This window comes from Vibrio sp. 99-8-1 (genome assembly GCF_013114595.1).
Classification (GTDB): Bacteria; Pseudomonadota; Gammaproteobacteria; order Enterobacterales; family Vibrionaceae; genus Vibrio.
The window spans coordinates 1-23,309 of record NZ_VTXE01000053.1; the positions used below are offsets into that span (position 1 = coordinate 1).

Sequence of the window (23,309 nt, forward strand, 5' to 3'; positions counted from 1 at the left end):
GGTGCTGGCGGTAGCTGGTTTGCAATGATAACGCCAGTAACCGTATTGGTACTGGGCATTCTTGTTCCATTAGGGGTGATTGATGCTGAAGCGATGAGTTACGAGCGCGTGGCAAGCTTTGTAAAAAGCTTTTTCGGTGTGCTGTTCGTGATTGCAACGATCTCCTTACCTATGTGGCACTCAATGCACAGATTGCACCACGGTATGCATGACTTAAAAATCCATGCCGGGTTAGCAGGTAAAGTCGTTTGCTATACGACCGCTGGAATTTTCAGTGCGTTATCCATTATTTTGATCTACATGATCTAGCAGTACAGCTTGATCGACTGAAAAAGTAGACTCAATGACGCAAAACAGGCTAGGGCTCGGTTCCTGGCCTGTTTTGTTAGTGATTTTTGTTCATTAAGTGTTCTCTACAACATGAGCAGAAGAATATGGTCAAAAATAGCGAACACAAAGAGCGGTATAATCAATGAAAAAAGATCAACATCCCATTGTTGATTATTTGTCGAATGCGACTCACAAACCCACTGCTTACTCAGTTCTCATTCTCTTTCAAATCAGGCAAATAAACTTATTATTTATCAGTACATTAGAGTGTTACTTGTGAAATAAGTAACGTGACGCATTGCTGTAAGGTTAACTCTTCCAATTTTTGCAATGGTCCTTCCGTTAATTCAAATTGTTCTAACAGACAGCTTGGTTTAGTTTCAATTCATAATTTGAGTGATTGAAACTCGCTACAAAGTTAACCCAGATTAATATGAGCAACTCAGTTTCAATCACATGGCATTCATTAAATAGTAATGTGAGACAACTATGAAAACGACTATGACCAAAGTAGCACTTGTTGTGCTATGTGCTATATCCACCGCTCCTGCTTCATTTGCTAAATCCACAGAAGCAACAACTTCTCATGAATCTGTCAGCGTATTTGAATCCGCTGTATATGGTGATTTGTTTGGTACTGCAGAAATGCGCTCAGTATTTAGTGACAAGGCCATGGTTAACCAATGGATTAACGTTGAGATGGCGTTAGCGAAATCTCAGTCCAAAGTGGGCATTATTCCTTTATCTGCGTATCAATCGATCAAAGCCGCTGGTGAGAAAGTCACTATAGACTACGCAACACTTAAAAAAGGCACTAATAAAGTTGGTCGTGGTATCAAGCCGCTACTCAAACAGTTAAAGAAAGCGGGTGACAAAAATGTATCGGGCTACTTACATTTTGGTAGTACGACTCAAGACATCATGGATACTGCAACGGCACTACAAGTGAAAAATGGTAGTGAACTCATTCGCGTAGAAATGGTAGAACTGGCCAATCAAATTGCCGTTCTAGCAGATCAGCACAAGAATACGGTTATGATTGCACGCTCCAATGGACAAGATGCGGTTCCAACGACCTTTGGTTTGCACTTAACAACCTATTTGATGGAGCTGGTTCGAAATATTGATCGACTAGATGAAGCCTCATCTCGTTTGACCGCTCAAATTGGTAGTACGGTTGGAACTTTGGCCCCATATGGCGATAAAGGTCTGGCATTACAAAAAGTGTTTGCTGATGAGTTAGGGTTAGCTGCTCCAATTGCGCCATGGAACCCAAGCAGGGATGTTTTTGCTGAGATGGTTCAAACGTTAGCAATGGTTGATGCTACGTTAGGTCGAGTCGCGGTAGATATTAATAATCTTGGACGCACTCAGATTAATGAAGTTAAAGAGGGTGAGAGCGGGGCAAGTAGTACTATGCCTCAGAAGCGTAATCCTAGAGCATCGGAATTCATGGGTGGATTTAACCGCATGGGTAAGATGTACAATGCGGCATCTTTAGACATTATGAGCCATACCGATACTCGTCAAGGATCGCCTTGGATATTGGAGTGGAGCATTATTCCTGAGTCATTCATGGTGACATCGGCCTCACTTGAAAGAGCACAGCGTATGTTTGCCAAGTTACTGGTTAATGAGCAACAGATGCTAGACAATTTTGCATCAGCCAGCTTCTATTCTATGTCTGAGGCATTGATGAATAAACTCACTGAAAAAGTCGGCCGTTCGGATGCATACTCTATAGTTAAAAAAGCGATTAAAGCCGCGAAACCTGAAGATACACTAAGTGACGTGGCGAATAATAGTGTAGAAATAAATAAGCACTTAACCAGCGAAGAGATTAATGCAGTATTAAAACCTGAAAACTATTTAGGATCTTCCGCAAAAATTGTTGAACGAAGTGTTGAATTTGTTCAAAACAACTATAAACGTTAATAGTGAAAATAAGTTTTAAGTAATATTAACTAAAGCGGATACGAGTTTTGTATCCGCTCTGTTGTTAATAAGAACGACAGTTTATTGATAACAACGTTCAAATCAGGACAAAGTGAACTAGAGATGAGACAGTAATTGAGCATGGATTTAATATCGTTTGATTATACGGCAATGTTGTCGGGATTATTATTGGTACTAGACATAGAGCTGATAATGACCGTGATAGTTGCGGTATGCGTAGGGTTAGTATTTGGAGCCATGCCCGGAATTACTACTTCTCTATGTTTGACGCTCTTTTTTCCTATCGCGTTAAATCTATCAACATCATCCGGCTTTATGCTGCTACTCACCTTGTACTCAAGCACCATTGTAGGTGCCGGTGCAATGGCAATACTGTTCAATATTCCAGGTAACCCGGGAGCGATAGCCTCCACATTTGATGGTTATCCCATGTCATGTAGTGGTAAAAGCTATTTAGCATTAGGGGTTCACTTATTTTCTTCTACTGCAGGTAGCCTCATTAGTTGGTTACTGATCTTGGCGTTTTTTGTTCCTTTAAGTTATTTTGCCAGCAAATTAGGCAGTACAGATGTACTGTTTATTACGCTTTTAGTGATTGTGTTAGTCGGTATTATGGGACAAGGTCAACTGATCAAATCATTCTTTTCTGGGCTGCTAGGGCTAATGATTTCGGTCAATAATGTTCCGTTTAATCAAGGGGAACCGGTTGATATTCTGTTTATCACTTATGGTGATACCTTGCCGTTAGTGATTATCTTGGTTGGACTGTTTTCTGCTCCAGAGCTGTACAAACTGTCGAGGAAAAAAACGCTCCTTCAGTCTGAACAGAACTTTGAAGAGACAAGCTATCGACAACTTTTTAATACCAGCAAAATTTTATTCACCAACAAAATGACAGTTACAAGAGCATCTATTACGGGTTTAATTGTCGGTTTATTACCTTCTGCTGGTGCCGCATTATCGTCGATGACGGCTTACTTTATTGAGAAAAAAGCCAACAAAAATCAAGTTAACTTTGGTCACGGAGAGGTGGCTGGGGTTATCGCTCCGGAGAGTGCTAACAACGCTTCAGTTGCCGGTTCCATGTTGGTTTTGTTGCTGCTTGGTATTCCGGGAAGCAACTCTTCTGCAGTTATTTTTGGTTATCTAATCGAGAAGGGAGTACCAATCGGTAATCAATTATATGAGGCTCAGTCTGCGGTAATATATGCGGTTATCTTTGGTGGCATATTGAGTACCATCATTCTGGCTGCGGTTTCGTTTTCTGTTGCACCGTATATCGCAAGATTGGTGAATTTAAACAATCGACTGCTTCTACCCATATTGATATCCCTAGTCTGTTTTAGTGCTTATTTTTATCGCGGCTATATGGGGGACGTTATCATCTTATGTCTTTTTGGTGTGGTTGGTTTTGTGATGAACAAATATAAGTTTCCGGTAATAAGCTTGGTGTTAGGACTGTTTTTAGGTAAGCAGTTCGTTAAAGGCATAGAAGATGTTCAAGCCAGTTTACTTTCGGGGCATTTCTCCCTATTTGATAAGCCTTTTTCCCTTGTTCTCGCTACTATCATTCTGTTTCTTCTTTTCAAACACTGTATCAAGTGGAGACCTAACCGTTAGTACGCTGTCGGCTAATTCCATCAACTAATCCGAACCTAAATATGACCTCTGGCGCAATGCAATGTGGTATTGATTCTATAAATATAATGAGTTTTATTACTAATAGTATTAAACTGTAAAGAGTTTTTAAGTATTCAGTAATATAGTAACGCGTGATATTGATAGAGTTAAAAACATCATGTGGTGACGGAGTAGTATGACAAAACACAGTCCATCAGAAGCACTAGTTCAACGTCTTTTCGGCGTATTTGATGCATCTAATGAAGGCCTCTGGTTTATGAGTGTCGATGGTGAAGTGACTTTCTATAACCCTACCTTTTATAAGCAGTTTGATCTGGATATAGAAAACGCTACATTAGATGATTGGTTGCAGCTCGTTCACCCTCTTGATCGTAAAAAAATGGACAATGCTGTAAAACAACACTTTGAGTATGAAGAGCGAGTAACGTCTCAGTATAGAATTAAAACTGAAACAGGACGTTATATCTGGATACAAGGGACAGGTGTTGTTAAATCGGACAATGGTCGGGAATATATGGTAGGCAGCCATAAAGACATTTCTGATCAAAAGCTGATGGAAGAGTACCTCTATCAAGCGGCTTATTTTGATAATTTTACCGGCTTATATAACCGCAAAAAGTTGATCGTAGATATAGATGAAACGAATTGCACCAATAAAACCATCTTGTACATCAGTATTGCCGACATCAAATCTTATATAAACCAATATGGCGACAGTATCCTAGATGATGTCGCCAATCATGTTATTGGCAGTTTTAATGCGTTTTCCAATTATGATTGTCATTTCTATCGAGTGGGCACGGATGAGTTTGCCGTTTTGCTAAATGAAGAGTTAACCGATCAAGAAATCGCTTTGCTCTGTTCAAACTGCATCGAAAAATATCATCAACTGTCGGAAGAAGATGGTTTATTGTACGGCGATGAAATGAGTTTGGGTGTCTATCGTTTTGTACCAAGTGAAATGCCAGCACAGCGTGTATTACGTTGGGCGTCTAGAACGTGTGAGTATGCAAAAGCTCGCCTTGATCAACGTTGGATCATCTGTGATGACAGTGTTGAATCTAAGGTTGAACGTTATTTCTATATTGAACGTGAACTTAAGCAGGCAATCGCAGCGAAAGCTCTCTCGGTGAAGTATCAACCGATTGTTTCGGTATCTCAGCAAAAGGTGTTGAGTTTTGAGGCTTTGGTTCGCTGGAATAGTGACGAGTTAGGTGAAATCTATCCTGATGAATTTATTCCTATCGCGGAGAAAAAAGGGCTGATATTTGATCTTGGTTGCGTAGTGTTAGAGAAAGCTTGTCAGTTTATTAACGCATACAACCAAAGCCATAGTGAACCGATCCGAGTCAATGTGAATGTATCCGTTTTGCAGTTGCTCAATAGTAATTTTATTCAGTCTGTAGAATCGATTATCGCCAAGTTCAATGTGCCAAAGAGTTGGGTCGTATTAGAGTTAACCGAGACGGTTTTGCTTGATGGTGTCGTGAGAGCAAAATCTCAACTGCAAGAATTGCGACAGCTAGGCTATAACATTGCGCTGGATGATTTTGGTGCGGGTTATAGTTCGTTGAACAGCTTCTTTAACCTTCCGCTTGATCAGATCAAAATCGACCGCACTATGACATTAAGCGCGATGGATGCGAATGAGCCATTAGATTATCTTAAATTTCTATTAAAAATGTGCAGCGATAACAGTGTTAGTGTGGTTGTTGAAGGTATAGAAACGGAAGAGATGATAGTGCGATTAGTTGAGGCGGGAATGGATAACTTGCAAGGTTATTGGTTCTCTCGACCCCTTACAGAACACGATGCTTTAAACTTAGACATTGATTGGCAAAAAATGCGCTTTGCCATTATGAGATTAAGTGAATAACAACTGAATTAGTAATATATAAATAACTAAAGGCTAAAATTGTGATGATTTTAGCCTTTTTCCTATTGAATTTTCGGCTAATGTGCTTCAAGTCGATTTACTCAAAAAATATCAACACATTTACCCCGTGAATTTGTAAAGTAGAAACCTACGTCCATACTTAATAAATGTTGTTATCAATAGGGATTTTTTATGAAGAACATTGGATTTAAGAACTTACTTTTAATTTCGATTCTCGCTTTAGTGGCATTGTCCGTTTCCATTTCAAATTATCTCTCCTACTCAAAGGAGTCAGAACTTATAACCAATATGATTACTGTCTCTACCTCTGGTTTTGTGAAGAGTCAGGCTAGACTGGTAGAAGTGCAATTGGAAGAAAAAGTGGGTGCTATTGGTAAGCTTGCCGGTCAGTTTAAAAATAAAAAGATTGAAGGTTCTCCAGAGCAAATTATTGAATTAACGAAAATGGTGGCAAATGCTGCCAACCTTAACAGTGCCGTTATCGCATTTGAAAACGGTGATGCGTATTGGAACCAAGCCACGCCGACATGGCCCAATAATAAATTAGATGGTGATGCAACAGAAAGAGGCTGGTATCAAGCAGCATTTAAATCAAACGGAACCTCAGTAACAGAACCTTATGGCGGTTCAGATGGCGGTGATTACTGGATCAGTATTGTAGAAAAAACCTTTGGTGGCATGATTTCGGTAGACATGAAACTTGAATTCTTAAGTAGCATGGTTGAGAAAGCAACCAACATACCAGGTTCAACCGCGATCATCATGAATACCGATACCACCATTCTTGCATCTTCTTCTCCTGCATTAAAGCCGGGACAAAAAGGCGATACCATTGCCTCTCTAAAAGAAGTGTTAACTAATGTCACAAAACAAGAAAGCGCTGTACAAGAGTATGTGTTAAATGATGTAGACAAAATGATGTTTTCTGAACGGATCAAGGTCGGTGATAAAAACTGGTATTTTGTTATTGGTTTAGATAAATCCGTGGCGTTTAGCGAACTTGAAGACGCGAAGGTAGGCGCTATTCTCACCTCTACTATTGCTTCAGTAGTCAGTATTATTTTGGCCTTCTTTGTTATTCAGTTCCTATATCGCCCAATACTTGAGCTGAAGAAAACCATCATTGGTTTGTCTCAAGGAGATGGCGACTTAACGCAACGACTAGAAGTACGAACGAAAGATGATCTTGGCCAAATTGCGGGAGGTGTTAACGAGTTTATCGCCAGTTTGCAGAAAATGTTGCTGGAAATTCAAAGCGCATCAATGCAGTTACAGAGTAATGTTGAAGGGCTGAAAGATAAATCGATGCGCAATGCGTCTATCCTAGAAAGCCATGTTTCAGAAACGGAACAGATTGTTGCCGCAATCGAAGAGATGAATGCCACCGCAGATGCAATGGCAACAGATGCGGCGAATACCGCTCAGTTGACGCAAAAAGCCAATGACGCAAGTGGTATCTCTCAAACGACGGTGCATCAGGCACAAGATACGGTAACCGCGCTTGTTGAGGATGTGGACTCTACGGCAAGTAATGTACAAAACATGAGTGATGAAACCGATGGCATCAATGAAATATTGAGTGTGATTGGTGATATTGCAGAACAAACTAACTTGCTGGCACTAAATGCTGCGATAGAAGCGGCGCGTGCCGGAGAACAGGGGCGAGGTTTTGCCGTTGTTGCCGATGAAGTGCGTAACTTAGCCAGTAGAACCAAAGATAGCACGGAAGAAATTGAATCTGCTTTGGGCAGTTTGTTAAAAGGAAACCACTCGGTTGTGGAAGCAATGGATAGCACCAAGGAGCGCTGTCAAAAAACCGCTGATGGAATGGGTCAAGTAACAGAAAGTTTAGAAACTATGACTCAGTTTGTTGGCGATATAAACGACTTAAGTACTCAAATTGCGACGGCGGCAGAAGAGCAGAGTAGCGTAACGCAAGAAGTCAGCCGTAATATGTCGGCCATCAGTGAGATTGTTGGAGAGCTGGATACCAATGGTAAAGAGGCTCTGTCGGAATCTGAAAATATTGCCACTGTAAACCACCAGCTAATTGATATTGTTGGTCGCTTTAAACTGTAAGTGACGAAATGTTGACGCTAAGTTCAACTCGCTGGACTTAGCAACATAAAATGCGCCTACACTGATAGCAAATGAATGTACTATCTGTGTAGGCGATGTCATTTTTGTGCTAAAACCCGCCTAATCCACCATTAAGCAAGACTGAAATATCAGGCCATCCCTTCGGTCGTTCTTTTGATAAGGTATTGATCTCTTATTGCGCCTTTAGTCTCAACAACCTTTGTACCTCAATCACCTTTCTATCTCGATAAGCATTCTATCTCAATAACTATAAGCATTGCGGCCATGGTAGTGAAATAGCGATTGTGGGTTATGATCTTTAATGGCTGGATTTATTACTCTAATGGCGTTAAAGAACAAAAAAAAGCAGCGACCAAAATGGCGCTGCTAAAAGCAGTATTATGAAACGGTTTAGTACTGGAATCGGGCTTGCATTCTAATTTGGTTGCCATATACGCCACCATTTAATATTGAAGCGCCCAATACCAATTGTTGAGTTGAATGAAAACGGCCACCGAGTTCCCAAACGGTGTGACTCTCATCACCGTCAAGTAATTGACCAATTTTGCCATGCATTTCGATACCTTCAATAAACCAAATTCGAGTACCGATGTTGATTTCTGGAAGGATATCTTCTCCTAGAATATTACCGGAATCTTCTTTGACATTATGAAGTAGCATTTGACCTGTCATGTCGGCAAATTGACCCATTGGGCCGTTAAAACCAACACCGGCAGCGATATCGTAGTCCCCATCAAACTTACTTTCAGCTTTGGCAACAAAGTGAGCATTTTCCATAAATTGCATGTTAAACGCGCCACCAAAAGACGTTGGCCCGCCGCCAATATTAATGTCTATAGAGTTGTAGCTAAAGTTATTGGCGTAAGCATTACCGGCAGTCATTGCCAGTGCGGATAATAAAGCGATATGACGAGCTTTGCGAAACATGGAAACTCCATTAAAAAAGTAAACTGATTTATTAATGCAATATATAGGCCAAGTATTATAAAGTTGAATGAGTTAAACAAGCATAAGATCGGCTCTAATGCTTTCTTTTTTAATAGATAACGAAGATAGGGAGGTTAACTGCACAGTAATCTTTTCGTGAAAGGTGTTCACCTTACTATGTTCAGTTTGAACCGAGGTGAGATTGGAGCAAAAGATAGCACTAGAATTTGTTTAACGACGGAATTTTGTCGCGACCAGATAGGAAGCTTATAAAAGGTGGTTATAACAATTTGTGGTTAAAGCTTCAGCAAACGGAAAGTAAACTTTAGCAAACGCAATAAAAATCGTGAAACTTGCCTAAGTTATTGAACAGATATACATGTTATATTGCGGGATTAGCCATTGTTGTAGCACTGAAATCATGTCTTATATTATTCGTTTCTTTACCATTACATTTGCGATAACTCTCTCTTGTTCACTTTTTGCAGCAGAAAAAATTCGCGTATATGCTGCTGCGTCAATGACTAATGTGGTGAGTGAAGTCATTCAGCGATACAAACAGAGTACAGGCAACGAGGTTGTTGCTATCTATGCGGGTTCGTCTTCTCTGGCCAGACAGATAGAAAAAGGGGCACCCGCAGATATCTATATTTCGGCCAACAGCAAATGGGTCGACTATTTAATAAGCAAAAACTTGGTGATAAATAATCGCAGCGAAGTAATTGCGCATAATCAACTGGTATTGGTCACACCAACCAGCATGGCGCAGTCGCCATTTTCATTAGCTGATGGTGCGGCGTGGCGTGAACTTCTTGCTAATGACCGATTAGCGGTTGGACAAGTAGAGTCAGTTCCTGCCGGTATTTATGCTAAACAGGCGTTAAGCCATCTTGACGTTTGGGATGACGTTAAGGATAGAACAGCGCCTACTAATTCGGTTCGGGTTGCTCTTGCGTTAGTTGAGCGAGCGGAAGCCGTGGTTGGTATCGTCTATAAAACGGATGCATTGATAAGTAAAAAAGTCGATATTCTCTCTACCTTTCCTTCTGACAGCCATACTCCAATAGAGTATCCAATGGTAATATTATCCGATTCTTCTCAAGCGGCAGAGTTTGCCAGCTTTATAACAACTGATGAAGCAAAAGAGATTTTTAATCACTATGGTTTTAACTAGAAGTAGATATTTTCAGCGAGCTGGAGTTCACCGTGTCTGAGTTTGAACTACAAGCACTTTATTTAAGTTTAAAAGTAGCAACTACCGCAGTGATCGGGTTGCTACCTATCGGAATATTCTTTGCTTGGTTGCTCGCTAAGAAGCAATTTTTTGCTAAGCAACTGCTCGATAGCCTTATCCATTTACCGTTAGTATTACCTCCCGTTGTTATCGGCTATCTGCTGCTTGTTGTTATGGGGAAACAGGGGTTGATTGGCGGGTTTTTGTCTCACTACTTAGGTATTTCGTTTAGTTTTAGCTGGAAAGGGGCGGCGCTAGCCTCCGCTGTTGTTGCGTTACCCTTAATGGTAAGGGCAATTAGGCTCAGTTTGGAAAGCGTCGATGTTAAGTTAGAGCAAGCGGCAAGAACTTTAGGCGCTTCTTCGTTTAAGGTGTTTTATACCATTACCTTACCACTGACATTGCCCGGTATCGTGACGGGGACGATGTTGTCTTTTGCCAGAAGTTTAGGAGAGTTTGGTGCAACAATTAGCTTTGTGTCCAATATCCCGGGAGAGACCCAAACCTTACCTCTAGCTATGTATACTTTTATTGAAACCCCTGGTGCAGAAGAGAGTGCAGCGAGACTCTGTGTTATCTCTATCATTGTTGCTCTACTCTCTCTATTTGCGTCAGAGTGGCTAACTCGCAGAACACAAAAAAGATTAGGATATGGTAAGTCAAGATGATCGAAATTCGCCTTAAACATCAACTTGGTGATATCAAACTGAACGTGGATGTGACCATTCCTTCTTCTGGAATTACTGCGATCTTTGGTCGCTCTGGATCGGGCAAAACCTCTTTCATTAATGCTATCTCCGGATTGATTACGCCCGATTCAGGAAAAATTGTTCTAAATGAGACGGTGTTATTTGATAGCGATAAAGGACTTAACAGAGCGATTGAAAAGCGCAATTTAGGTTATGTCTTTCAAGACTCTCGTCTGTTTCCTCACTACAGCGTGGAAGGGAATCTACTCTATGGTGTGAAAGGCGAGTTAGATAAAAGCAACTTTAAACACATTATTGAGTTGCTGAACCTTTCTCATCTGTTGTCACGATATCCGGTTGATCTCTCTGGCGGTGAGAAGCAACGGGTTGCCATTGCAAGAGCTCTGCTTTCTACTCCGGATATACTGTTGATGGATGAGCCATTGGCCTCTTTAGACTTACCACGTAAAAAAGAGGTGATGCCGTTTCTGGAAAAGCTATCAACGGAAGTCAATATCCCAATACTGTATGTCACTCATAGCCTGAGTGAGATATTAAGGTTAGCTGACCAAATGATAGTGCTAGATGAAGGGCGGGTTTTAGCCTGTGATCGTTTAGAGAAATTGTGGGGATCAAGTGTATTAAGGCCATGGCAGGCTTTTTCTGAACAGAGTTCTCTGTTTGAAGCGAGAGTCACCAGACATCATAAACAGTATGCCTTATCTGAAGTGTCACTGAATGACCATATTGGTTTGTGGGTGCAGAAAATCGACGGGGAGATTGGCAGCGAAATTCGTCTACAAATTCGAGCGAATGATGTGTCGATAAACTTGCAGCATTCAACAACGACGTCGATTCGGAATATTCTTCCTGCGATCATTAAAAAAATTGAACAACATGATAGTCATGGCAAGCAAAATGTTTCTGTGCAATTAGAGTTACAGACAAACTGTTATTTGTGGGCCAATATTACGCCTTGGGCATTAGACGAACTGGCGTTGCAAGAAGGGCAAAAAGTGTACGCGCAGATTAAAGGGGTAAGCGTTGCTCAACGAGACATGACATTTAAGCCAATGGCTCACCCCGACAATTGATCCGATAACGACCACCAGTTGGTATCATCATTTTCAATGACAGGAACTACTTATTTAATGCTTGGTTTAACCACTGATCAAACTGACTTTTAGGTAGTGCACCATTAATTGAGTCTACACGCTGGCCATTTACAAACACCATCACGGTAGGAATGCTGCGAATTTGGTATTGTGCCGCAAGTTGCTGTTGAGCTTCGGTATCAATTTTCACAAAACGCATTTCGCCTTTTCGTTCTTCGGCCACTTGGCTAAATACTGGTGCAAATCCCACACAAGGGTTACACCACGGCGCCCAAAAATCGATGACGATGGGAAGTTCACTTTTAAGTAATGACGGTAAATTATCAGTCGTTCCTTCAATCGCTACTCCATCAAACAGTGCCGCTTTACATTTACCACAAGTCGCATGGCTAGAGACTCGTTGCAGAGGAACGCGATTCATTCCTTTGCAAGTAGTACAGCGTGAGTTAAATTGGCTCATTATTGGTTCCTATTTTTGTAGCGTGAATGACGCTGAGAGAGACTAAGCGTAGTTAATCTGTTTACATATACCCATATATAATAACGAATGTAGCCAAAAACAAGTCCGCTGGTTACATCGACCCTACGTTGCTTGTTTTTTATACTGGTGAACCTAACTGGCAGAGCAAAATCGTTTCTGCTCTTACCTGAATGCTTATATCAGCGTATACTCAAGTGACCTCAAGGTGCTACATCAACATGTCCATTTCTGCGTCAGATAATCTTGAAAGGGAATGCCATTCCTTCCATTATCTTTTTTGAACTGAACGTGTTGATGTTGCTCTGAGTCCTGCATCTTGAGGTCATTTGAGTATATAATCATGAACAGAATATGTTTATAAATATAAATTTTACAGTTGAGGAATGGGATGAGTAACTATTTTGCAGAGATAACAGGCTGGGGCAAATGTTTGCCTCCTGCGACGTTGTCTAACGATGACTTGAGTACCTTTATGGAAACGTCCGATGAATGGATTCGTACTCGTACTGGTATTGAAAATCGTCGTATTAGCCATGTTGATACATCCGATCTCGCGACAATAGCCGCAAAACATGCCATAGCATGTGCCGGTATTGAAGCTAAAGACCTTGATATTATCATTATTGCGACCTGTTCTGCTGACTCGTTAATTCCGAACATTGCTTCAAAAGTGCAACAGAATTTGCAAGCAAGTAAAGCCGCTGCATTTGATTTGAATGCCGCTTGTACTGGCTTTGTGTATGGTTTGGAAACGGCAACAAGGCTTATTCAAGCAGGAAGTTACAAACATGCGCTGGTGGTTGGTGCTGAGCATTTATCTTTCTTTATTGATTGGTCAGCTCGCGATACTGCGGTACTGTTCGGTGACGGTGCGGGAGCGGCAGTATTAAGCAGAACAGAGCAGAAAGTCGGTCTGCAACAGGCGCAACTTGGCTGTGACTCTGATGGTCGCGACATTCTTTCTGTGCCTAAGTTTGGTACCTGTATGGAACGTTTTGCAGCGGATAATGGTCATTTTGATTTTAACTTTGAAGGCCGAGACATATTTAAACGCGCGGTTAAAGGAATGGGAACCGCTGCGAGAAGTGTTCTAAAGAGAGCAGAACTCACCACAGAAGATATCGATATACTGATTCCTCATCAAGCTAACTTACGTATTATCCAGACATTGGCAGATCTGGCTGGCATTGATCAATCTAAAGCGTTTGTAAATATTCAACACTATGGCAATACGTCTGCAGCAACGGTTCCAATCGCAATTTGTGAAGCGTTAGAGCAGGGCAGAGTGAAGCCTGGCGATAATGTACTTCTTGCTGCATTTGGTGCCGGATTAACCTGGGGTGCGGGATTACTGAAGTGGGGTGAACGAGTTACGCCAATTAACACTAGCGATGCTCAATTACCGCCTTGTGATAAAACAGCACTAGAGCTCATTGAAGAGCATAAAAACCAATGCTTAAATAAACCAGAAAAGACCAGTTAAACTGGTTGAATTCGTTTGGTTTTATCACATAATGTGTTGTCGCAGAGAAAAGCCGCTTTTAAAAGCGGCTTTTTTGGTCTTTACTGACTCTCTGAATCACTTTCTATGCAAAATCATATCGTTAATATCTTAACTCTGTTTAATCAATTGATTAAGGTTGTGCTGTTTTGAGCTGGATGAGAAGTTGCTTAAGTTTGGAAACAGTGAGTTTAAGTCCGAGTTATTAACTCCAAACCAAGTTGCCAGTTGGGCGTAGATCTGCTCTATTGGCGTGGTTGGAATTAAAACGCCATCTCCAACATCTAGAGGGTTTCTGTCGCCTAGAACGAGGGATGGGTAGTCGCCGTATATTTTGCCGCCATTCACTTTTTCACCCATGATTAACGTATTTCCACCCCAACCATGATCGGTGCCATTACCGTTAGATGTTAGAGTTCGTCCGAAATCTGAACCCGTAAAGGTAATGACGTTTTGATCGACCTCTAACTCCTTGAGAGATTGCTGAAACTCTCCTAACGCACGGCTGACTACTTGCAACATTGTGTGATGGTTTTTTAACAGCTCATCGTGGTGATCCCAGCCGATATAGCGTAAGAAAAATGTCTGTTGCTGGTGGCCCAGTTTATCCGCCGCTTTTATGGATGTCGCGACTAGGCGCAGTTGCTGAGAAAGCATGTGTTGAGAAAAAGAAGTGGTGATCTCAACTTCTTTTGTGGCATCTTTATAGCGCTGATGCTGCGCTTGAGCCTGTTTAGTGATTGATAGGTAGCTCTGCTTAAAAGGATCATTTTTGTAATCCCAGTTGAGGGAGGATTCAAAACTGTCTAGCAATACTTGGTTTAAAGGTGAAGGAGTTTCGTTGACAATTAAACCAACGCTACCTTGGTCGTTAATCGTGTAGCAAGAAGCATCAATACCGTTTTGCATGATGTTGTTTCCCGCTAATGATATCCCCATAGGCACCTGCTTTAGTGCCTTATTTTTCTGTATGGTATCTGCTATGTAACCAAACCATCCTCGGTTGGTTCTCGCATCTGCAATGCCAGATTGCCAATGTTTAAACTGATCCGCATGGGACATTAGTCCCAATGGCAATGCTACTTGATTCGTTTTAAAGGTGGCTTTGGTTGTCGGTTCGACTAATGGACCGGTATTGGCAACAAACGCTAAAGTACCATCTTCAAACAACGCTTTAACTTCTGGCATAGCGTGGTGTACGGCAAACTGTCGACCTTGTGCGTCGTTATAACCATCAAGTGGCAAAAGTTGTTGCTTGGTTAAGGCTAGGTTACTGCGCGTCTGTTTGTAATCGGCATAGTCGTTAGCGCTATGTGGGACCAGCATATTGAAACTGTCGTTACCCCCGTCAAGCATGATGAACACCAACGCTTTGTTCTGTTTAGCAATCGGCTTCAGTTTTGGCGTTTTTGTCTCGTTTGTTACGCTGCTATTGGGAGCCGAATAGCTAGGTGCGATACCGGATAACATCAGAGCCGTACCGGCCGATGTTGCTTTGATAAAACGGCGGCGAGAGAGTGAGTTTTTATCCATGACTATGCCTCCAACACGGTAAATTCAGCGGAAATTGACAACATAAACAAAATGGTTTGTACCACCCATTCCGGTTTGTTGGCATAAGCGGCAAAGGCCTGCTTAATTTTGCCTTTTGTAGCAATGTTTGATTGGCCAACCAACAGTACACTCAGTGTCTCAATTAATTGGTCATGCTTCTCTTGCTCTTTTGCCATCTCTATATAGCTACTCAAGTCGAATTTTAGTCGGTTTTCGCTGTTTTTCTGCAGGGTTTCGATATCGAGCTCTGGAACGTTGAGTATGCCTTGTTGCTGACTAATTTCTGTAGTGACTACCGGAAGGTAGTCGGCAAAAAACCAGTAATACATTAAATTTACATAGGCGATGGATGTGGCAGAGTTATGCAGCTCAAATTCTGGAGCAACTAAGCCCAGTTTTTCGATAGGGCCATGTGGAGTAAAATGAGCATTATAGAAGTTAAAGACCGTAGGGGATGACAACGGGTGCTGGTTTAGTTGGTGCTGAATATCATCGCCAGTTAACCATAAACGTTTTGAGGGATTGTCGACATTTAATGCTCTAAGCAACTGAGTAATACGCAGCACCGGAGATTTCAGTTTCTGTGATTGCACTTGGGTCTGTTTCTCTCTTCGAGCAGAGAGAAAACGTGTTTTGCCCACTGGGTTGTTTAACGGAAAAAGTAAGATCTCTTTGATAACGGCTTTTAAATCGCCCTTTTCACCAAACTTACTTGCTACGGAGGCAACATATTCGGCGCTAGGATTTGAGGTAACCAGTTGATTAATTAACTTTCGCGCCATAAATGGTGCTGCGTTAGGATGAGAAACCAGCTTGTTAACAACCTGACGAATCTCTTGTTTTCCCAACTGGTTAGCTTTGATCTTAATGTGCCCTTGTAGCAATGTTTTTGCACCTTGGTCATGATAGTTTTCGTCTACTACCATAGGTTTTGTCATCTCGACAAAAGGAACCGTTTTATAGGTTTTATCTATGCCATCGTCGAAGCCTACCTGATAGCCGTTAAATTCGTCGCTCCAAAATGAGTTATTCCATTCAAACTGATAGCTATCCGCTGTAATACCGGTGAAAACTCGTGCCAGTTGTTTAATGTCTTGGTTGTCGTATGTCGCGATGGGTTGATTATTGCTGTCTAGCTTACGGCTGCCGTCTTGATTTAACTGGTACAAACCGATAGAAAATAACTGCATGATCTCTCGGGCGTAGTTCTCATCGGGATGAATCGTTGCTGCTGGCTGCGCTTTTTGATTGTTCATATGTGACAAGTAAACACCCATGCAAGGATGCAGAGAGACATCATAGAGGAGATCGGTATAGTTACCGAAAGCGTGTTTATATAATAGGTCGTAGTAACTGGCCATTCCCACCGCGTCTAGCTCTAACGACGAGTTATCGGAAATGACCAAAATTTCGCTAAGCGCTAGCGCGACACGTTGACGCAGTAAGTTGTGATCACTTGTCAGTGTAGTTTGCCACCACGCCATGTGAAAATACCACTTATAGGGAAGCGCAGGGTTGTTTCCATCACCGTTGATTGCTGACTCGCCATGTTTTTTAATTAAGTCTGCTTTAAACTGGGTCCAAATCTCTTCGGTAGCACGTTGATAAGTGGCTAATTCAGATAGTGGACGGTCGAGCTCATTATTCAACCATTGAACAATGCCCGACTTGGATACAGATTTGATTAACTTCTGATCTGCCCCTAAGGTCGACTGGGCGAGAAATCGGCTTATGTTTGCATGATGACGTTGCATAGTTCTCTGTTGCTCCCGGTTTTATGTGGATTGTTGGTATTACTGGTTAATATTCGCTGACGTCAGTATTTAGTTTAGGAAATCTGAGTCTGTTGTCGTTGCTAGTTGCTTTTGTTGCTAAGTACTATTGCTGCTAAGTACTTTATTGATTGGTACTGGTTATACAGATGCCTACTATTCCCACTGTCGTGACTGCGATGGAGAGCGTTCTCCAGATGGTCACTTGCTCCTTAAATAGCACCATAGCGATGATGGCAACCGCTGGAATGGCGATTCCGAGCCAGAGGGCGAACAAGCTACTTAAGTCGAAGTTAGCCATTGCGCGACCGAGCATCCAAATAGCGATGACAGAACAGAGCCACATAGCTAATCCTAAGTAGCTACTAGGTGGCGCTTTGGTGCTCATTTGTAGAAGCACAATGGAAGCGACTAAAAATATTTCTGATATGACAAAATGTGTCCAGCCAGCTGGGAACATAGTTATAATTCCTTATGTTGAATAGAGATGAGCAGTTGTGCGCTACCGATACGGTCAATGGTGCTACTGCTAGGGTAAATCTCCATATCATAATTGTAGGATCGATTGAGGTTTAGGCTTGGCAACTGCTGCCAAGCATCGTGGGCAATATGAGAAAAATCGCCATTTAATTGGAATGATGCATAGCTCTGCGAAGGGACGGTCAGTGGCTTAAAATCTGAAGCCAAATCATTAAACTCGCTAACTGCGTGGCCAATAAATAGAGATATGGTTCCCTTAGCGTGTTGCGAGTAGTCGCTGTAGATAAGATAAATATCATCAGATATCTTATTGTTGATGGCAAAGCGGTGTTTATTTGCTGTAAATGTTTTCCATGCTTTAGCTAAAGACAGTTGGGTTTCGGAATCACTGTTTATGGCGATGGTAGCAAAGTGACCAACAAACAGTTGGCGTTTAGCTTTTTTGATGACGTACTGGGCCGCCGGTTTTTTTGTCTGTTCGGCTTGTGCTGCCAATGTACTTTTAGCCTGTATCTCGCGCTTGTCTGTTTGATCTTCATTCGCCAACTCTTCTTTCGATGGCACTGCTGAAGAGCTAGATGTTTTCGCTATTTCCGATGATTCTCTTACGTCTCTGGTAAGGTCTTTGGCACCGTCTTTAGTCTTAGGCACTGTTTCTGAGCTGAGTTGTTGATTATTTTTTGACGTCTCTGCCTGATCGGGAAAAAAACGGCGTTCTATGTTCTGTTTCGCTAGGCTAAAAGGGTGACGTTCAGACCATGTAGAAAAAACCATATTAACCACAATAATCAAGCTGGCAGTTAGGACTAAAATGGAGATTGGCAATCGGTTCATAATATAAGCAACATAGTAAAAGCAGTAATAGGATGATCAGTCAATCTAAGCTATGGTTATGTAAGATCTTGTCGCTAGAGTACGGGGACTAAGGTAAAGTTTTGGTTAACGAGAATCGAATGGAGAGAGACCACACAATGACAAATAAACAGACTTTATACTATGTCTATGATCCTATGTGTTCATGGTGTTGGGGATTTAAGCCAGTGTGGCAGAAAATTCAGCAAGCCATCGCTGATAGCTATAATGTTGTGTATGTGGTTGGCGGGTTAGCGGCAGATAGCGATGAAGTTATGCCTGTTGCTATGCAGCAACAAATAGCGGGGTATTGGAAAAAAATAGAGACCTTGCTTGGAACCGAATTCAATTACGACTTTTGGTCATCAAACTCTCCTCGTCGTTCAACCTATCCAGCATGTCGAGCCATACTCAGCGCTCGCTCTCAAGGAGCCGAGCAGGCAATGCAAAATGCCATTCAACGGGCTTATTATTTACAAGCAAGAAACCCAAGTGATGATGATGTGTTGTTGGCTATCGCTGAGGAGATTGGGTTAGATGGCGACCAATTTGCCGCTGATTTTTTTGCCGAAAGTACTCAGGCATCTTTATTGGATGAGATTGCTTTTGCACGCTCAATTGGTGGCAACAGTTTTCCATCACTATTTTTGCGTACAGAGCAGAAGACAGTCGAATTGAGTATAGATTATCAGGATGCCGATACAGTGCTGAGACAACTTAAAGCTTATGCAAGTTAAAACGCTTTAATTGTTGCATGAAATATCTGGATAAAGAGCGCGATCTCATAATCTTAGAGACTAGTGTCACAAAGAAGTTATTTGTATATATATAAGGATATCAATTAGTTCTATTGTAATACTAGTTGCTTATTTTAATGCGATTCTACAAATTGAAACGACCCTGATTTTGTTATCTATATTGTCGTTTTCTCGCATGTGTAAGCCGAACTTTTTTTACAGGAGTTAGATGTCGATGACGGATGAAAGAGTCAAGTTTTCTGAAAATGATAGCCTTATTTCAACCACTACTGCCGATAGCCATATCACCTATTGCAATGAAGATTTTTGCCAGATTGCAGGCTATCAGCAAGAAGAACTATTAGATAAACCACATAACGTTATTCGCCATGATGATATGCCCAAGGCGGCATTTGGTCAGCTTTGGCAGTATATCCAGTCTGGCAATAGCTGGATGGGCATAGTTAAAAACAAGTGCAAAAACAGTGGGCACTATTGGGTTTCGGCGTTTGTTACTCCTATTATGGGTAAAGATGGCAAAATCTTTGAATATCAGTCTGTCAGAACTCAACCAAGTGATGAGCAGATCTCTCGTGCAGCTGCACTTTATCAGCGTCTCACAAAAGGCGATGTTACGATTCGTCGTATTCCGTGGCTTAAAATTATCCTATCTTTATCGGTTGCTCAGATAGTGTTTATTGCCTTGTTAGCCTCAGGTTTCTTATCCAATTACTTAGTTACAGGTGCACTGTTTGTCACTGGTATCGCGCAATTCATCTCAATATTAAAGCTTAATAGCCGTGTTTCATCAGTGAATCAATTAGCTGAGAGCCACTATGATAATCCGTTAATGGAACAGCCATACACCGGACACTGTGATGATGTGTCCAAAGTTGAATTGGCGATGATGATGAAAAAAGCTGAGCTTAGAGCGGTTACCGCTAGAGCGAATGAGACTTCAGATGGCTTATTAGTGGCTGCGAAGGAAGAGTTTTCAAATAGCCAAGCAATAGACTCAGAGTTAAATCAACAAGACGTGGCAATTGATGCGATGGCGGCGTCCGCAGAGCAAATGCTAGGATCCATTAGTGAAGTAGCTGAGCAGGCAAAACAGAGTTCTGAATTTGCGTTAAATGCTCAAAAACAGGCGGATGTCGCGGTGAACACCATTGATGATGCAGTGCTTAATGTTCAATCGTTAAGTGAGCAGTTGGAGCACTCTAAAACGGCGATTAACCAACTTTATGCTGACGTGGATGGTATTGAATCAATTCTTTCTATGATACAGGGCATTGCTGAGCAAACTAATTTGTTGGCGCTGAATGCGGCAATTGAAGCAGCAAGAGCAGGAGAGCACGGTAGAGGGTTTGCAGTGGTAGCGGATGAAGTAAGAGCCTTATCTGCTAAGACAACGTCTTCTATAGAAGAGATCCGCTCAAATATTGAAACACTACAGCTGACGGTAAACAAAGCGGGTTCCACCATGGAAAAAGGCATAGAAGCGTCAGTGTATAGCGTAGATAAATCGCAACAGAGTAAAGAAGCATTTCAAACGATCGTTGATGCGTTAGTGAGTATTGGTACACAAAGCGGCAACACCTCCACGGCTATTGTCGAGCAGGTACAAGTAACACAAACCATGACAGAACATGTTTCTAGAATGAAGGAAGCAAACGACACCAATAGAAACTTATCTAATAGTTCTTTAGGGAGAACCAAAGAGCTTGTGGGTAGTTTGGAAAGCTTGCAACGACTGGTCACACAGTTTAGCCACTCTTAGTGGCCTGCAAGTTAATCGACTCGTTTTATGCCGTGTCGTTGGCGAACGCCTTAATTAACAAAAATATTAATAGCTTTTACGTAAATAATATAGTCAAATTGGTTTAACTAAATTTGCTTGACTATAATTTTATCGACGGACATAGGCTTAGCAGCCGTTCGTCGTGGTGCATTACAAGTGAAGTTGATATTCATTGTTAATAATGTGGTTGAGTTTTAATCATTAAAGCGATACGCCAATTGTTTCATTTGGTATAAGAGGCGATTATATTTTATGCTTGATCATAAACAGCGATATTTAAATAAATTCTTTTCATTAACTCTGTTTATATGGCTGTTTTTTATACCTTTATCTTATGCGGAAAATACAGTTTTACTCTCTGAAAGTGAGAAAGAGTGGATTGAAAAGCATCCCGTTGTTTATTTCAGTGAAAGCCCTTGGGCACCATTGTCGATTGTTAAAGGAGACAAGTTTTCTGGCATACTGGCAGATTATCTAACTGAAATCAGTTTAAGCACAGGTATAAATTTTCAATTTGTACCTGCGATGTCGTGGCCTGAAACACTAAAAAAGTTTAGAGACAATGATGTTTACATCATTCCAGGAGCGGGTAACTCCATTTATGAACAAAGTTTAGGCATGATGAGTCAATCATTTTTGCGCTTTCCTCTCGCCATTGTCACCCGAGACGATGCAGACTACGTTGATAGCTTAGCAATATTATCTGAAGAGGTCGTCACAGTACCCAAGGCCTTTACCAGTCACCAATTTTTGAAACAAAATTACCCGCATTTGCAGGTGATTTTAACGGATACTATTGAAGAGTCGATGGCGTTAGTGAGTTCGGGAAAAGCCGATATTTTTCTTTCTCATATTTCTGTGGCGATTTATAACATCAATAGCCGGTTTACAAATCTTAAAATATCAGGTTTTGCAGAGTTTGAATTTCAACATCATATGTTGATACAAAATGATATGCGCCCATTAGTGTCGATAGTGAATAAAGCGCTCAACAATATTACTGAAAATAAAAAACGTGAAATATATGATGCATGGGTAAAGGTAGAAGTAAAAACCGAAGTGGATTATCGCATCGTTTACATTATTGTCGCCATTAGTGCGGCGGTTATTATTACGATATTTATATTTAGTTGGCGACTTAAATATCTGGTAAGAGAAAGAACAAAGAAATTAAATAAGCTATTAAAACTCTATTCTAATAATGTTATTGCCTCTGAATCAGATAAAAAAGGTAAAATTCGCTATGTTAGCAACGCTTTGTGTGAGATCTCCGGTTATAAAGAGAGTGAACTATTAAAGGTAAAATATAACCTAGCTCGTCATCCTGATACGAGTAATTCCTTTTATGAGAAAATATGGAATACCATTAATAGTGGTAAAGCGTGGGCAGGAGAGATAAAAAAACGTAGAAAGAACGGCACAGATTATTGGGTTTATGAAGTTATTCATCCAGAGTTTGACATTAATAATAACATTACCGGCTTCAATTCGATTGAACAGGACATCACCGCCCACAAAGAGGTTGAGATCTTAAGCCATGAAATAGAAGAGACTCAGCGGGAAGTGGTATTTACCATGGGAGCGATTGGCGAAACGCGTTCTAAAGAAACCGGTAATCATGTTAAGCGTGTGGCAGAGTACTCTAAGTTACTCGCTGTGCATTATGGCCTGAGTGAACAAGATGCAGAGATAGTTAAGCAGGCAAGCCCAATGCATGATATTGGTAAAGTAGCGATTCCCGATAGCATACTCAATAAACCCGGAAAGCTTAATGAAGAAGAGTTTGAAATAATGAAAACTCACGCTGAGATCGGTTATCAAATGCTTAAATCATCAAATAGACCGATATTAAAAGCGGCTGCATTGATTGCCCATCAACATCATGAAAAATATGATGGTAGTGGTTATCCAGCAGGATTAAAGGGCGAACAAATTCATATATATGGCCGGATTATTGCGTTGGCAGATGTTTTTGACGCTTTAGGTAGTGATCGAGTGTATAAAAAAGCGTGGGGAGACTCAGATATTTTTGCATTATTGACGGCTCAAAAAGGCAAACATTTTGATCCACAGCTTATCGATATATTCTTTCAACACTTATCCGATTTTATCGAAGTAAGAGAGAAGTTTCGGGATGTATGAGACTGTAATTTAATTTGTGTATCTGCTTATAATTAAGCCAGTCATGGCTAAGGATAAGCAACATGGATAAGAAAGCTCTAGAAGCATTTGCTCGTGAAGC

The 23,309-nt window shown here is 41.2% G+C and carries 18 protein-coding genes; 12 read left to right on the plus strand and 6 right to left on the minus strand.

Features of this window, described 5'->3' with window-relative positions; all coding sequences use genetic code 11:
* The 5 genes from frdD to F0227_RS20685 form a co-directional block, all read left to right on the plus strand.
* Positions 1–309: fumarate reductase subunit FrdD (gene frdD, locus F0227_RS20665; protein WP_171755149.1), on the plus strand; the 309-nt coding region annotated here is incomplete at its 5' end.
* A gap of 510 nt (positions 310–819) precedes the next feature.
* Positions 820–2,265, plus strand: coding sequence for an adenylosuccinate lyase family protein (locus F0227_RS20670; RefSeq protein WP_171755150.1), 1,446 nt, complete (start codon positions 820–822; stop codon positions 2,263–2,265).
* Between the two features lie 141 nt (positions 2,266–2,406).
* Complete coding sequence (locus F0227_RS20675; protein ID WP_171755151.1) at positions 2,407–3,906, plus strand: tripartite tricarboxylate transporter permease; 1,500 nt, start codon at positions 2,407–2,409, stop codon at positions 3,904–3,906.
* A 196-nt stretch (positions 3,907–4,102) separates the two neighbouring features.
* Positions 4,103–5,803: a GGDEF domain-containing phosphodiesterase gene (locus F0227_RS20680; protein ID WP_171755152.1), complete on the plus strand. Its 1,701-nt coding sequence runs from the start codon at positions 4,103–4,105 to the stop codon at positions 5,801–5,803.
* A gap of 192 nt (positions 5,804–5,995) precedes the next feature.
* Complete coding sequence (locus F0227_RS20685; RefSeq protein WP_171755153.1) at positions 5,996–7,903, plus strand: methyl-accepting chemotaxis protein; 1,908 nt, start codon at positions 5,996–5,998, stop codon at positions 7,901–7,903.
* A gap of 411 nt (positions 7,904–8,314) precedes the next feature.
* Here F0227_RS20685 and F0227_RS20690 read toward each other — a convergent pair whose 3' ends face one another.
* Positions 8,315–8,851, minus strand: coding sequence for a hypothetical protein (locus tag F0227_RS20690; protein WP_171755154.1), 537 nt, complete (start codon positions 8,849–8,851; stop codon positions 8,315–8,317).
* Between the two features lie 421 nt (positions 8,852–9,272).
* Between F0227_RS20690 and modA the strand changes: the two genes are divergently transcribed.
* From modA to modC, 3 genes are read left to right on the plus strand one after another with little or no spacing between them, the layout of a single operon-like run.
* Entirely contained in the window at positions 9,273–10,025 is a 753-nt protein-coding gene (modA, locus tag F0227_RS20695; protein ID WP_171755155.1) for a molybdate ABC transporter substrate-binding protein, read from the plus strand.
* A 32-nt stretch (positions 10,026–10,057) separates the two neighbouring features.
* Positions 10,058–10,753: a molybdate ABC transporter permease subunit gene (modB, locus tag F0227_RS20700; RefSeq protein ID WP_171755156.1), complete on the plus strand. Its 696-nt coding sequence runs from the start codon at positions 10,058–10,060 to the stop codon at positions 10,751–10,753.
* Positions 10,750–11,868, plus strand: coding sequence for a molybdenum ABC transporter ATP-binding protein ModC (gene modC, locus F0227_RS20705; protein ID WP_171755157.1), 1,119 nt, complete (start codon positions 10,750–10,752; stop codon positions 11,866–11,868). The genes modB and modC overlap by 4 nt, the downstream gene beginning before the upstream one ends.
* A gap of 46 nt (positions 11,869–11,914) precedes the next feature.
* Here the strand turns inward: modC and trxC are convergent, their stop codons facing one another.
* Entirely contained in the window at positions 11,915–12,349 is a 435-nt protein-coding gene (trxC, locus tag F0227_RS20710; protein WP_171755158.1) for a thioredoxin TrxC, read from the minus strand.
* 409 nt (positions 12,350–12,758) lie between these two features.
* Here trxC and F0227_RS20715 point away from each other — a divergent pair, with 409 nt between their 5' ends.
* Entirely contained in the window at positions 12,759–13,853 is a 1,095-nt protein-coding gene (locus F0227_RS20715) for a ketoacyl-ACP synthase III (RefSeq protein ID WP_171755159.1), read from the plus strand.
* A gap of 129 nt (positions 13,854–13,982) precedes the next feature.
* Here F0227_RS20715 and F0227_RS20720 read toward each other — a convergent pair whose 3' ends face one another.
* From F0227_RS20720 to F0227_RS20735, 4 genes are all read right to left on the minus strand, one after another.
* Positions 13,983–15,404, minus strand: a complete 1,422-nt coding sequence (locus tag F0227_RS20720; RefSeq protein WP_171755160.1) for a DUF1501 domain-containing protein — start codon at positions 15,402–15,404, stop codon at positions 13,983–13,985.
* A gap of 2 nt (positions 15,405–15,406) precedes the next feature.
* Positions 15,407–17,179, minus strand: a complete 1,773-nt coding sequence (locus F0227_RS20725; protein ID WP_171755161.1) for a DUF1800 family protein — start codon at positions 17,177–17,179, stop codon at positions 15,407–15,409.
* Between the two features lie 142 nt (positions 17,180–17,321).
* Positions 17,322–17,657 (minus strand): SMR family transporter, encoded by a 336-nt coding sequence (locus F0227_RS20730; protein ID WP_171755162.1) that lies wholly within the window; start codon positions 17,655–17,657, stop codon positions 17,322–17,324.
* A gap of 2 nt (positions 17,658–17,659) precedes the next feature.
* On the minus strand, positions 17,660–18,511 hold the full coding sequence (locus F0227_RS20735; RefSeq protein WP_171755163.1) for an effector binding domain-containing protein: 852 nt from the start codon (positions 18,509–18,511) through the stop codon (positions 17,660–17,662).
* Between the two features lie 137 nt (positions 18,512–18,648).
* Between F0227_RS20735 and F0227_RS20740 the strand changes: the two genes are divergently transcribed.
* The 3 genes from F0227_RS20740 (at position 18,649) to F0227_RS20750 (ending at position 23,209) form a co-directional block, all read left to right on the plus strand.
* Positions 18,649–19,266 (plus strand): DsbA family protein, encoded by a 618-nt coding sequence (locus F0227_RS20740; RefSeq protein ID WP_171755164.1) that lies wholly within the window; start codon positions 18,649–18,651, stop codon positions 19,264–19,266.
* A gap of 229 nt (positions 19,267–19,495) precedes the next feature.
* Positions 19,496–21,046: a PAS domain-containing methyl-accepting chemotaxis protein gene (locus F0227_RS20745; protein ID WP_171755165.1), complete on the plus strand. Its 1,551-nt coding sequence runs from the start codon at positions 19,496–19,498 to the stop codon at positions 21,044–21,046.
* 273 nt (positions 21,047–21,319) lie between these two features.
* Positions 21,320–23,209 (plus strand): HD domain-containing phosphohydrolase, encoded by a 1,890-nt coding sequence (locus F0227_RS20750; protein WP_171755166.1) that lies wholly within the window; start codon positions 21,320–21,322, stop codon positions 23,207–23,209.
* Positions 23,210–23,309 lie beyond the last annotated feature (100 nt).

Coding starts and splice junctions, on each gene's coding strand:
- modA (WP_171755155.1), top strand. CDS start 9,273: ATGTCTTATATTATTCGTTTCTTTACCATTACATTTGCGATAACTCTC.
- F0227_RS20745 (WP_171755165.1), top strand. CDS start 19,496: ATGTCGATGACGGATGAAAGAGTCAAGTTTTCTGAAAATGATAGCCTT.
- modC (WP_171755157.1), top strand. CDS start 10,750: ATGATCGAAATTCGCCTTAAACATCAACTTGGTGATATCAAACTGAAC.
- F0227_RS20720 (WP_171755160.1), bottom strand. CDS start 15,404: ATGGATAAAAACTCACTCTCTCGCCGCCGTTTTATCAAAGCAACATCG.
- F0227_RS20740 (WP_171755164.1), top strand. CDS start 18,649: ATGACAAATAAACAGACTTTATACTATGTCTATGATCCTATGTGTTCA.
- F0227_RS20715 (WP_171755159.1), top strand. CDS start 12,759: ATGAGTAACTATTTTGCAGAGATAACAGGCTGGGGCAAATGTTTGCCT.
- F0227_RS20735 (WP_171755163.1), bottom strand. CDS start 18,511: ATGAACCGATTGCCAATCTCCATTTTAGTCCTAACTGCCAGCTTGATT.
- F0227_RS20730 (WP_171755162.1), bottom strand. CDS start 17,657: ATGTTCCCAGCTGGCTGGACACATTTTGTCATATCAGAAATATTTTTA.
- F0227_RS20680 (WP_171755152.1), top strand. CDS start 4,103: ATGACAAAACACAGTCCATCAGAAGCACTAGTTCAACGTCTTTTCGGC.
- F0227_RS20685 (WP_171755153.1), top strand. CDS start 5,996: ATGAAGAACATTGGATTTAAGAACTTACTTTTAATTTCGATTCTCGCT.
- F0227_RS20675 (WP_171755151.1), top strand. CDS start 2,407: ATGGATTTAATATCGTTTGATTATACGGCAATGTTGTCGGGATTATTA.
- F0227_RS20725 (WP_171755161.1), bottom strand. CDS start 17,179: ATGCAACGTCATCATGCAAACATAAGCCGATTTCTCGCCCAGTCGACC.
- F0227_RS20750 (WP_171755166.1), top strand. CDS start 21,320: ATGCTTGATCATAAACAGCGATATTTAAATAAATTCTTTTCATTAACT.
- F0227_RS20670 (WP_171755150.1), top strand. CDS start 820: ATGAAAACGACTATGACCAAAGTAGCACTTGTTGTGCTATGTGCTATA.
- trxC (WP_171755158.1), bottom strand. CDS start 12,349: ATGAGCCAATTTAACTCACGCTGTACTACTTGCAAAGGAATGAATCGC.
- F0227_RS20690 (WP_171755154.1), bottom strand. CDS start 8,851: ATGTTTCGCAAAGCTCGTCATATCGCTTTATTATCCGCACTGGCAATG.